This is a genomic window from Luedemannella flava (genome assembly GCF_039528515.1).
In the GTDB taxonomy this organism is placed as follows: domain Bacteria; phylum Actinomycetota; class Actinomycetes; order Mycobacteriales; family Micromonosporaceae; genus Luedemannella; species Luedemannella flava.
Genome location: NZ_BAAALT010000267.1, coordinates 37,958 through 49,842, shown reverse-complemented (window position 1 = coordinate 49,842; position 11,885 = coordinate 37,958). Strand labels below are relative to the sequence as shown.

Genomic DNA, 11,885 nt, shown 5'->3' with positions numbered 1-11,885 from the left:
GCCGGGCCGACGGGCGGCGCCGGCCGGAGCCGTAGGGACGCGTCCGGGACCGCGCGCAGGCACGCGACGCATCGGCGCAGCGCGGCCGCGCCGGCCCGCCACAGCAGCGCGCCACCGGTGCCGATGAGCGCCTGGACCAGGCAGCCGACGAGCAGGACCAGCGGCGGCGGGAGGATGTGCTCGCCCGCGACGCCGGAGCGCGCAAGCTCCACGGCGAGGAAGCCGACCGTCGACAGGGGAGCATGCAGCGCCCACGCCTGGTGACCGGACAGGCCGCGCCGGATGACGGGCGACAGGGCCGCGACCAGCGCGGTCACGCCCACGAACGCCGCGATGATCACCGTAGCGGCCCGGCTGTCGTGGACATGCTCAACGCCGGCGGCCACGCCGTGATCGGCCCCGTGACTGTGGGCCAACAGGCGCAGGACGACCTCGTGGCCGCACAGCCAGCCGAGCACGCCGAAGGCCAGCGCCGAGGCGGCGGTCGTCAGCGGGCCGCCGCGTAGCCGGGTCGTCATGGGTGTCCTTCCCGGTCTCCGGGGAGGTCCCACCCTATGACGACCCGGCGCCCGGCGGTGTCGGGGTCAGGACAGGGTCAGCGTGGTGGTCACCCGCTGGGTCGCCGCGCCCGGGTAGGCCACGTCGACCGCGATCGTCACCGTCCCGGTGGGCCGCCTGGTCGTCGGCCACGGCACCAGGTACGACCGCGAGATCGGGTCGTACAGCGGGGTGACCGCCGGGAGCGTCTGCGCGCCCGACGCGGAGACCTTGACCCGGGTCAGGCCCACGACCAGGCCCTCGACCCACGGGATCGGGGTGCCCGAGGCGTCGGCGAGCGTCACCCTGATCGGCACGGTCGTCCCGGCCCGGACGCTGGCGCCCGCGGCCGGCGAGGTGATCGTCACGGCGTACCGGACGAACTGGGTGACCGCCGTCGCGGAGCTCGCGAGCAGGGCCGCGCTCCCGGAGTAGGCGGCCGTGACCGTGTGCGTGCCGGCGGGCAGGGCCGCGGTCTCCAGGCCGGCCACGCCGCCGGTCACGGCGACGGGGGCGCCGAACGGGCGACCGTCGACGGTGAACTGCACCGTGCCCGCGACCGGGACGCCGGCCGGGCCGGCCACCGTCGCCGTGAACCGCACCGGGGCGCCCAGCACCGACGGGCTGCCCGAGGTGGCGAGCGTCGTCGTCGTGGCCGCCCGGGTCACGCTCGGCGCGAAGCCGACCACCACCGGGTCGTGGTCGCTGGTCCGGAACCGGTCCGGGGCGTACAGCGAGGTGATCTGGCCGGCGCTCTTGAAGTCCGTCAGGTAGTCGAGCACCGACGGCTCGTCGGCGTTGTGGTGCGCGTCGCCGGCCCCGGTCACCTGCGGCACGGCGCTGGCCGATGCCAGCACGTAGTCCAGGTAGCCCCACTGCCCGTCGAACACGTACGAGTACGCGTCGTCGCCGTGGTAGGCCTTGACGAGGTTGGTGTAGCCGGCCGCCTCCAGCGCCGCGATCGGGTCCTCGCCGGCGTAGGAGTTCAGGTCGCCGACGATGAACACGTCCGGGTCGCCGACGGCCGGCACCACCGTGTCCGCGAGCCAGCCGGCCAGCGTGGTCGCCTGCGTGGTGCGACGCGCGTTCCAGCAGCTCTGACCGTCGCCCTGATCGGTGTCCGGGCCGGAGGTCGGACAGGAGCCCTTGGACTTGAAGTGGTTGGCCACGACCGTGAACCGGCCGCCGTCCGGGGTGGTGAACGCCTGGGCCACCGGGCGGCGCTCGTAGATCGCGTCCTGGTTGACGAACGTGCCGAACGCCAGCGGCGTGACCGCCGCGGCGCGGTAGATGATGCCGGCCTTGATCGCGTCGGTGCCCGCCACGTCGACCACGCCGGTGGCGGCGTCGGCGTCGACGAACGCCCAGGTACCCGGGCCGTCGGCCGCGTTCAGGGCGTCGACGAGCGCCCGCACCGCGCTGGTCGGGCCGTACCCGTTGTTCTGCATCTCCATGTAGCCGATGACGTCGGCGTCGAGGAAGCGCAGCGACGCGACCTCCTTGGCGAGCTGGCGCTGGTACTCCGTGGCGTCGCTCGCGCCCCGGCAGTCGGTGACCGCGCCCTGCGTGCCGAAGCGGCAGTTGGTGAACTCGGTGAAGAAGTTGAGCAGGTTCGCGCTGGCCACGCGCACCGACCCGGCGCCCGTGTCCGGCGGGGTCGTGGGGCGCTCGTTGGCCGCGACGAACGTGGCGGCGCCGCCGAGCGCGCCCAGCGGCCGCAGCCGGTAGGCGTTGCCGCTGGCCGCGTTGCCGGCCCAGGTGTAGGTGAGCACGCCGACCGGGTCGGTCACCGTGTCGCCGCCGCGCAGCGTGTTGCTCGCGGACAGCGGCTGACCGCCGCGCCCGAACGCGATCGGGTCGGGGTTCTGGCCGTTGGTCGCGTCATCGATGATCAGCCGGTTGCGGTTGTTGGCGGCCTGCGCCGCGGCGACCGCCGCCGTGTCCGTGGCGCGGATGTCCGAGGTGGGCTGGCGCAGCCGGCCGCCCGACGACACCACGACCTGGCCGAACCGGCCGAGCTGGAAGTGCTCGGTGACGGTAAGCGTCTGGTGCACCCGCACCAGCATCCCCTCGTACGGTTCGAGGTCGGTCACGGGCAGGGTGATGTCGACCGGGGTCACCGGCGCGGTCGTGCCGCACGCCTCGACGCCGCCGACCGCCGCGGTGAGCTGCGTCTGGCCCTGGAACTCCGACACCGTGCCGGTCACCTGGACCACGTCGCCGGGGGCGACGACGTTGGCGCTGCCGTTGAAGACGAACACACCGTCGGAGGTGGCCGGGAGGCCGTCGCCGGCGTCCTGCAGGTAGAACCCGCGCAGCGCGGGGCTCGCGCCCTCGTAGTCGCCGACCACGGTGCCGCGGATGGTCACCGAACTGCCGGCCACCGGACTGAGGTCGCCCGCGCCCTGCACCGAGCCGATGGCGACCGCGGCCGTCGTGCACGGCACAGGCGGGGCGGTCGTGGTCGGGGCGGTCGTGGTCGGGGCGGTCGTCGGCGGCGCGGTTGTCGGGGCCCCGGTCGTGGGTTCAGCCGTCGTGGGCGCGGCCGACGTGGGTTCAGCCGTCGTCGGCGCCGCGGTCGTGGGCCCGGACGTCGTGGGCGTCGGCGCGAAGGCGACGCCGCGCAGGGCCGTGTTCGCCGGGGGCGTGGCCAGCACGGTCGAGGTGGCGGCGATGGTGGCGTCGAAGGCGGCCGTGTCCTCGACCTTCACGAGCTGGCCGCCGCTGGTGGTGGTCGTGGCGAACAGCGTCGCGCCCGACCCGGTCACCGCGCCGGTGATGCCGCGCGCCCCGGCGCCGCCCGGCCGGAACGCGCCGCGCGCGGTCCACGTCGCGCCGTCGAAGGAGAACTTGAGGACGCCGCCCGCCGTGCCGTTGTCGTCGGCGACGTACAGGGTGTCGACCCCGGGGACCGTCGCGTCACGGTCGAGCGCCGCGAACCCGTACGGGCTGGGGGCGGCCGCCGCCAGCGCCGGGGTCTGGCCGCCGGTGGTCGGCAGGCCCGCGCCCACGGCGTACAGGCCGGTCGGGGAGCTGCCCGTGGTGACGTAGAGCTGCCCGGCCACGATCCCGGCGACCCGCAGGTTCACCGGTGCCGCGCTGTTGATCTGCGTGGAGGTCGAGGCACCGGCCGCGGCGAGGCGCACCCCGCCGGCGGAGCCGACGGTCCAGAAGCGGCTGCCGTCGTCGGTCACGGCGCCGCGGATGTTCCCGCCGCTGTACGCGTCCGTCAGCGCGGTCGACGTGTCCACCACGCCCGCGCCGTCGACGCGGGCGACCACCCGCGCGGTCGTGGCGGCGGCCGTCCCGGCCACGGACGCCGTGCCCGGGTCGGCGTCGTATCCGCCGAGGGTCAGGTAGCGCCCGTCCGCCGAACGCGCCAGCGCCCCTTCGGTGGTCGCCGATCCGCTGACGGTCAGCCGCCGGTTGGCACCGGTGCCTGTCGTGGGCAGCGCCACGGTCCGCACCAGGGCGCCCGCCGGGGTGTACTCGTCCAGGAACGCCTCGGTGGCCGCCGAGCTCAGCGCGGCCGACCCGGTGCCCACCCGCAGCACGACCAGGTTGCCCTCCCCGAAGTCCGCGGCCGCGGACGAGGCGTTCACGACCACGGCGGCGAGGGAAACGGCCAACAGTGCGGCAGTCACACCCGCGACCCGACGACGACTCCAACGACCCACGGCACGAACCTCCACACTGGAGCGCGGCTTCCGGCCCCGCCAACGTACGTGCCCGGCTACCGGCCGGAAACCCTCTTCGCAGCGTTCGCGAAATGTTCAACGACCACTGACTGCGGCCCACCGACGTTTGGACCGTCAGGCTGGGAATTCAGCGCGCGATAACCTGCGTAACGGTCCAAACACCGCAAGAAAGGCTAACGCTCGATGAAGGCGGCTCGGAGAGTTGCGACCAGCGTGTCGGTCAGGCCCAGGGCAGTGGTGAAGTAGTCGTCGATCGTGCCGTAGCGGTGGTGCATCTCGTCAATGGCCGCGTTGAGGTACTGCTCGCGGACGCCGAACACCGGCATGAGCAGCTCCGGGTCGCCGCCCCGGGCGGCGAACGCGTCGAACTTCGGCTGCAGGGCTGGCAGCAGCTGCGCGTTGGTGAGCAGGTAGTCGGCCCGGACCAGCTCGTCGGGCACGCCGAGCACGAGCAGCAGCGCGGCGGCCGCCCAGCCCGTGCGGTCCTTGCCGGTCAGGCAGTGCACCAGCGCCGGCCGGCACGCCGGGTCGGCCAGCTCCAGATAGAGCTGCCGGTACGCGGCGCGGGCGCTGTCGGAGGCGACGATCTGCCGGTACGCCCCCTCGAACATGGTCACGGCCCGGCCGTTGCTGAGCAGCTTCGTCGCGAGCGCCGGGTCGGCGAGCACGTCGGTCAGGGTCGCGGGCGCCGACCGCATCGCGTCGGCCAGCACGTCGAGCGACACGTACACCGCGCCGTCGGGCAGCCGGTCGGGCGCCTGGTCGCGCTCGGCGACGGTGCGCAGGTCGTAGATGGTGCGGATGTTCAGCGCGCCGAAGGCGTCGAGGTCCGCGTCGGCGAGCCTGCTGAGATCGACCGATCGGTAGAACAGGCCGGCACGCACGCGTCCGCCGTCGGCGGTCGGCCAACCGCCGAGGTCACGCAGGTTGGGCAGGGACGCGATGCCGATCGCACAACCGGGCTCCCCCACGCGGGGCGACCCGGCGGTCACGGTGTTCTCCATGGACGCAGCTTAATGACGGAAACCGGGCCGCCCCACCGGATATGCCAGCGGCGGCGGCCCCGCATGTCCTCGGGGCCGCCGCCGATTCGCTGGCTCACAGCGCGGTACAGGTTACCGACGGCGCCGTATTCGTGCCATTCCAGGACCCGAGGAACCCGAATGTCGTACTTGCCCCGCCGGCCAGGGCCCCGTTGTAGGACACGTTCGTCGCGGTCACGGCCGAGCCGCTGGCCGTCACCGTGGCGCCCCACGACTGCGTGACCGTCTGTCCATTGGCGAACGTCCACGTCACCCGCCAGCCGTTGATGGCCGAGGGACCGGCGGTGACCTTGACGTCGCCCTGGAACCCACCCGGCCACTGGCTGACCGTGGTGTAGGCCGCCGAGCACCCGCCCGACACCGGCCCGGACGTCGCCGCCCGCGTGGTGACGGGCGCGGAGGTGACCGGCCGCGTCGTGATCGGCGCGGACGTGACGGGCGCGCTCGTCGGCGGCCGCGAGGTGACGGGCGCGGACGTCGGCGGCCGCGAGGTGACAGGCGCGGACGTCGGCGGCCGCGTCGTGACGGGCGCCGAGGTCGGCACGACCGTCGTCAACCACGCGCCCCCGGACGACGAGTCCAGCCACGCGGCGCGCTGCTGCATCCACGTCTTGAGCTGCTGGACCTGACCCTGCCAGGTGTTGGCGGTCGGCGTGATGAACGGCCCGATCATCTGCGTGGACAGGTTCGGCCACTTGGTGAAGTTGCGCTGCGCGGCGTTGCCGAGCGGCGCGGTGAGCTGGTTGATCCGCGCCTCCAGCGACGCGTTGGACAGGATCCCCTGGCGCAGCGTCGACCAGCGCTGCTTGATCAGGTTTACGAACGCCGGGTCCTGCATGAGCCGGTTGACCCAGTCGTTGGCCACCGGGGTACGCGTCTGCTGGTACTGCCAGCCCGAGGTGGAGTTGTTGTTGAAGTACCCGCCGACACCGAACGTCAGGTCGCTGTCCCAGATCGGCCCGGCGAACAGCTTCGCGCCACGGTCCTTGTACAGGTAGAAGCTGCGGATGTAGGCGTCCATGTCGCGGCCGAGCTCGTAGAGGATCACCTGGTCGACGAACGAGTTCACGTCGATGTAGGCGGCGTACCCGGTGTTCGGGTCCGTCCACGAGCCGCCGTGCAGCGCGTCGGAGAACTGCTTGACGTAGTTGGTGATCCAGGTCTTCTGCGCGGCGACCAGCGGGTCCGGGTCGGCCACCTCCAGGAACTGCCAGCAGTTGGCCCCACTGCACGGCAGCGTGGGTTCCTCGGCGGCCTGCCACTCGAAGTGCATGATGTAGCCGCCGCTGATGGTCGGCTCGGTGACGTCGTCCTCGTCGAGGTCCTTGAGGTTGTTGCGGTTCTTGGAGTTCTTGATGGTCTCCATGGCGACGTACACGCCCTGGTAGTCGTCGGCGCCAACCGGCTGCGCGTCGGTGTTGAAGTACAGCTCGACGAACCTGTAGCGCGGCGCCGGGTGCCCCATCTCCCGGTCGAGGTCGAACATGAGCGCGTCGCGCACGAGCGACTTGTCGGAGAACGGCCCGCGCAGCACCCAGTCCGAGTCGGAGGGCAGGCCGAGGAACGGGTAGTCGGCGTCGTCGTCGGTGTTGTCGCGGAACTCGACCCGCCACGGCTTCTTGGCGAACATCGTGCTGGAGTTGCCGTGCAGGTGCACCCCGGCCCGGGTGGCGAGCACGGGCGCCCCGGCGAGCGAGCCCGCGGGCAGCTCGAGCAACGCCGCGTCGACGTAGTCCCGACCCGGCACCCCCTTGCCGTAGTTGTCGATGACCAGCACGGGCAGGTCGTGCGAGGTGGACACGTTCTGCGCGACGTACAACTGGGAGCCCGGGTTGCCGCTCGCCGCGCCGCTCACGAACGCCTGCGCCCGCAGCTGGGTGGTGCGCGTGATCTGCACCGCCGAGCCGTAGACGGGCGAGCTCGCCGACGGCACCGAGCCGTCCGTCGTGTAGCGGATCTGCGCACCGGCGATCGCCGTGCTCAGGGACACCGACACGCTCCCGGCGAAGGTGCCGCTAGGGGTGGAGTACACGATGTCGCCGGCCTGGTCACCTGCCGCGTTAGCGGCCAGAGGCAGCGCAGCGACATTTCCGGTGTCGGCCGCGATCGCCCGCGTCGTGGCGAGACCCGCCACGAGTACGACGACGAGCCCGGCGGGCACGACGGTTTTCAGCAGGGACCTTCTCATGTGCGGGTCACGTCCTCGGGGGTCAGAGCCAGCTGGTGGAGTGGGTGGCGACCGTGCGGCCGGTTGGCACGAAATGCCGGCGCAGGGTCTGCCGCCACGGCGGGGCGGGCAGTTCGGGGCGCAGGGCGGCGAGCCCCGTGGCGTACTTGGAGATGCGGGCGGGCCGGTGGCCCCGCCGCCACAGCAGGCGGTCGGCCCAGGAGGTCGTCGAGCCCGACTTCGTCTCGATGATGGCGACGCCCGGCAGGTGCAGCCGGCGCCCGGCGTCCTCCCAGGTGAGCCGGGTGTCGACAGTGACCCGGCTCGCCGTGTCCGGCAGGTACAGGGTCGTGCGTTGGTACCGGGTGATCAGCGTCGGCACGAACGCCGAGTCCGGGTCGACGGGCACCGCGCCCGCCTCGAGCGCGCCGCGCACGAACGGCCGGCCCGGGTGCAGGCTGGCCCGGTCGTCCAGGGCGTACGGGGACCGGTTCTTGACCGTACTCCCGCGTTGTCCCGCGGTTTTGACCTCGAGCCAGCAGTCGCCCGAGTCGAGGTAGCACCGCGTCCGGATCTTGAACCGGCGCCGCCGCCGGTAGGCGGTGAGCCGGTAGCTCAACAGGTCCGGGGTGTCGAAGTAGAGCGACTCGTAGGCGAACGACCGGGCGCCGTCGATCTCCAGCACCCGGGCCCCGGTCACCGCCGCGGCGAGCAGCGCGTCGACCTCACCGAGCGGCACGACGTACTTGCGGTCGACGCGGGTCTGCAACGCGGCCAGCGCGAGCAACTCGTCGAGCCCGATGGCCGGCGGGTGCCACAGCGGCTCGCGCACCGCGGTGGCGGTCACCGGGGCGCCCCGGTCGACACGGGCACCCGCACGCCCGACGGCGCCTGCGAGTAGCGCACGTCCACGGTGGTCGTGTCGTTGACGAGGTCGAGGCGTTGCACGGTCGCGGCCCGCACGCGGGCGCCGAGCAGCTGCTCCAGGTGGGCCAGGAGCGCGACCCGGTCGGTGATGGCCGAGTCGAGCACGATGATCTGCTGGTGGTACCCGCGCAGCAGGCGGGGGTGGTCGCCGGCGTACATGACCAGCAGGAGCAGCGCGACGAGTCCGCCCGAGATCCAGTTGGGCCTGCCGAGCGCGCACAGGATGCCCAGCGCGAGCGAGGCGAAGAAGTACGCCACCTCGTGCTGGTCAAGCTCGGTGGAGCGGAGCCGGATGATGGACAGCACGCCGAACAGGGCGAGCCCGAGCCCCAGGCCGGTCCCGCTGGAGGTCTGGCTGACGGCGCTGGCGACGGCGAGGACGCCGACGTTGACGCCGAGGTACGCGACGACGAGGTCCCGCCGGCGGTGGCGGGGGAAATACAGTCCGAAGACGAGTAGGCCGACCGCCACGATGTCGATCACGAAGGACCAGATCTGCGACAAGTCCGTCTCCTCCAGGCGAGACACAGGTATCGATCAGGCATCCGTCAGGTGAACGGCGCCTTACGAAGAGACTCGCATAAATCTATCGACATCTATCGAGACTTTTATCCAATCGATATCGGTCGACGCGACAGGACGGCCCCGCGACCGGCGAGGTCGCGGGGCCGTCATTTTCGAACGTGACGGAAAATTCCCGTTAATCGATGCGTCGCTAGGAAGTGGACACCGCGCCGCCGGACTGCCACGTCGACCAGGGCAGGTTCCAGTCGCCGAACCCGTCCCAGCTGGGCATCGTCTTGCCGCCGGTGTTGACGTAGGTGGTCACGTCGCCGATCTGGACGAAGTCGAAGTACTTCTTGGCGTCGGCGACGAGCAGGTTCGTGCAGCCGTGCGAGGTGCTGCGCCGGCCGATGTTGCCGCCGTTCCAGGACGCCGAGTGGATGAACTCGCCCGAGTTGGTGATCCGCACCGACCACGGCACCTTCACGTCGTAGTCGTCGCCGACCATGCGCTCGACCTTGGACTTCGCCATGACGATCTTCGTGCCGTTGAACGTCGGCGTCTTGGCGGCGCCCAGCGAGACGGGGAAGTTGAACTTCTGCTTCCCGTCGGACGTGACGATCATCCGCTTGGTTTTACCGTCGATCTTGGCGACGTTGGCCGCGCCGGTCGACATGTCCAGCGTGAGGCTGTTGTCGTAGACCCACCCGGGCCCGCCCGACAGGCCCTCCACCGGCAGGTCCATGTGGATCTCGGCGTGCGCGGGCCAGTAGTCCCGCAGGCGGTAGTGGGCCTCCAGCGGATAGCCCTTGTAGATCGCGGACTTCTGGAAATACCACGCCCCCGCGACGGGGGCGCCGTCCACGGTCACCTTCGTGGCCTCGGCGAACGGCTTCGCGTCCGTGATGGACGCCGACAGGTACGCGATGATCGGCATGCCGACGCCCCACGTCGACCCGTCGCCCTGGAAGAGCCGGACGTGCACCGGCCTGCCCGTGGGTTTCGGCGACCCGGAGGGCGCCGGGGTCCCGGCGGTCTGCGACGGCGCGCCGGGCGACGAGCCCTGCGTCCACTGTGCACCGGCGCCTCCGCCGCCGCACGCGGTCAGCAGGGACTGGGCGATCGCCAGGACGACAAGCCCGGGCAGCACACGCTTCCACGTCACGGTCGACCCCTCCCCAACGGTGGTCTGCGACTCGCAATCCGATGCTACCCGCGCCGCACCCGTCCCAATCCGGGCGCGAAAACGGCCCTGAGCAGGACAGATCGCCGGAACATGGGCCGTCGACGGGTTTCCCGCCGGGTCACCCGGGCGCGGTAGGCGTCAGCGCACCGTGATGACCGCCACGCTCGCGTCGTTGGTGACGTCGGTGTTCGCGTCGGGGCCCGACGCGGCGCCACGCCGGGCGCCGCCCGCCCGGACGGTGGCCGCGTTGCGGATCACGCCCTGGCGGACGACCCGCGTGCGCAGCACGAGCCGGGCCGTCACCGTCGTCGGCAGGTCGCCGATGGTCCACCGGTTGGTCCGCTCGTCGAACAGGCCGACATTCGACCGCGCGGAGACGAACTCCAGGCCACGCGGCAGCGGGTCGTAAACGACCACGTCGGTGGCCGTGTCCGGCCCGGCGTTCGTGGCCACGAGCGTGTACCGCACGATGTCACCGACCTGCGAGACGGGCCGGCTGACCCGCTTGAGCAGCCGCGGATCAGCCGACGGCGCGGTGGCCACCACGGCTGCGTCCGTGTCGTTGGCGGCGTTGAGGTTCCAGTCCGCGACACCGTCGGCGCCGCGCAGCCGGCTCGTGCCGACGCCGTCGGTCGCGCCCGTCGCCGAGATCGTCGCGGACAGGGTGTAACTGCCCTCGGCCACGACGCGCCCGGAGATGGTGAGCTCCCGGCGCGCCATGGGGCCCAGGTCACCGATGCCCGTCCAGGCGCCGGTGGCGGGGTCGAAGGTGCCCGCCGTCGCGGTCGACGACACGTACCGCACGCCGGCGGGCAGCGTGGCGACGACGCCCACCCCCGCGGCGGTGTCGGGCCCGAGGTTCACCGCCGTGACCGTGTACGTCACGGTTTCGCCCACGCTCGGCGTCCCGTTGTCCACCTCGACGAGGACGGCCGGGTCGGCGGTGATCACCCGCGTCCGCACGACGTTGCCGGTCTGGTCGGGCAGCCCGGTGGAGTCGAGGCCCGGATAGGCGGGGTTGTTCGGCCCGGCGCCCACCTGCCGCACGGTGATCTCGGTCGCCCCGTGCGGGAAGCTCGTCGACGGGCACGTCCACCGGCCGTCGGGCTCGGCGAACGTCTCGCAGATGAGCCGCCCGGTCGGCGTGCCGACCCGTACGGTGTCGCCCGGCCAGGCGGTGCCGGTCAGCGTGGTGTCGCCGTTGTCGTGCGGGAGGACGGCCGGCAGCGGATCGATCGTCGGCGGCGTACGGACGACGATCCTCGTCGCGGCGAGCCCGCTGTGGCTGACCGGCCGCCCGAGGCGCGTGGCGGCGTCGGGGATCCGGTACCGCACGCCCACCCAGGACTCCCCCGACGCGGGCACGCTCGCGGCGACTTCCGTGTCCGTCGTCCCGGTCGCCTCGTCACGGGTGACCTCGACGCGGGCGGCGTCGACGGCGTGGGTGCCGAGCGCGTCGCGCGTCGCGGCCTGGTACCAGGTCGGCTCGGCCGCCCAGAGGTGCAGGGTGGCGTCCGGCGCCCGGCCGCAGGTGTCGCGGGTGTGCCCCCGCACGGTGACCGTCGGGGTGCCGGCGTTGACCAGGACGCCCGGCAGCCCCGGCGCCAGGGAGCCCATCGTGACGCGGGCTCTCGGACAGGTTGGCGAGCCGGCGTCGGCGTGACCGGGCGGCGCACCGGACGCGACGACCGCGCAGACGACGCCGATGACGGCGGCCGCCCGCCATGGCCGATGTGCGGGCGCGACCTGCTGCGAAGGGAACATGGCATTTCCCTCGGTCGGCGTTCTGTCTTCGCTTGCCAAGCTATCTAATGAAATGACCT

At 72.4% G+C, this 11,885-nt stretch carries 8 protein-coding genes; all 8 read right to left on the bottom strand.

What is annotated here, in order from left to right; all coding sequences use genetic code 11:
• Positions 1 to 518 (bottom strand): hypothetical protein (locus ABD211_RS29860; protein WP_344139026.1); only part of this gene is annotated, 518 nt, incomplete at its 3' end.
• A gap of 66 nt (positions 519 to 584) precedes the next feature.
• Complete coding sequence (locus ABD211_RS29855; protein WP_344139024.1) at positions 585 to 4,181, bottom strand: ExeM/NucH family extracellular endonuclease; 3,597 nt, start codon at positions 4,179 to 4,181, stop codon at positions 585 to 587.
• A 227-nt stretch (positions 4,182 to 4,408) separates the two neighbouring features.
• Positions 4,409 to 5,239 carry a tyrosine-protein phosphatase gene (locus ABD211_RS29850; RefSeq protein ID WP_344139022.1) on the bottom strand — a complete coding sequence of 277 codons (831 nt, stop codon included), beginning with the start codon at positions 5,237 to 5,239 and terminating at the stop codon, positions 4,409 to 4,411.
• 94 nt (positions 5,240 to 5,333) lie between these two features.
• Positions 5,334 to 7,466 (bottom strand): CotH kinase family protein, encoded by a 2,133-nt coding sequence (locus ABD211_RS29845; RefSeq protein WP_344139020.1) that lies wholly within the window; start codon positions 7,464 to 7,466, stop codon positions 5,334 to 5,336.
• 22 nt (positions 7,467 to 7,488) lie between these two features.
• Positions 7,489 to 8,292, bottom strand: a complete 804-nt coding sequence (locus tag ABD211_RS29840; RefSeq protein ID WP_344139018.1) for a polyphosphate polymerase domain-containing protein — start codon at positions 8,290 to 8,292, stop codon at positions 7,489 to 7,491.
• Positions 8,289 to 8,876 (bottom strand): DUF4956 domain-containing protein, encoded by a 588-nt coding sequence (locus tag ABD211_RS29835; RefSeq protein ID WP_344139016.1) that lies wholly within the window; start codon positions 8,874 to 8,876, stop codon positions 8,289 to 8,291. Before ABD211_RS29835 ends, ABD211_RS29840 begins: the two co-directional genes overlap by 4 nt.
• 211 nt (positions 8,877 to 9,087) lie before the next feature.
• Positions 9,088 to 10,041: a L,D-transpeptidase gene (locus ABD211_RS29830; protein WP_344139014.1), complete on the bottom strand. Its 954-nt coding sequence runs from the start codon at positions 10,039 to 10,041 to the stop codon at positions 9,088 to 9,090.
• A 159-nt stretch (positions 10,042 to 10,200) separates the two neighbouring features.
• Positions 10,201 to 11,826 (bottom strand): DUF11 domain-containing protein, encoded by a 1,626-nt coding sequence (locus ABD211_RS29825; RefSeq protein ID WP_344139012.1) that lies wholly within the window; start codon positions 11,824 to 11,826, stop codon positions 10,201 to 10,203.
• Between the last annotated feature and the right edge of the window lie 59 nt (positions 11,827 to 11,885).

What these genes read in the sequence shown, in the direction of transcription:
- ABD211_RS29825 (WP_344139012.1), bottom strand. Translation starts at nt 11,826, where the DNA reads ATGTTCCCTTCGCAGCAGGTCGCGCCCGCACATCGGCCATGGCGGGCG.
- ABD211_RS29845 (WP_344139020.1), bottom strand. Translation starts at nt 7,466, where the DNA reads ATGAGAAGGTCCCTGCTGAAAACCGTCGTGCCCGCCGGGCTCGTCGTC.
- ABD211_RS29850 (WP_344139022.1), bottom strand. Translation starts at nt 5,239, where the DNA reads ATGGAGAACACCGTGACCGCCGGGTCGCCCCGCGTGGGGGAGCCCGGT.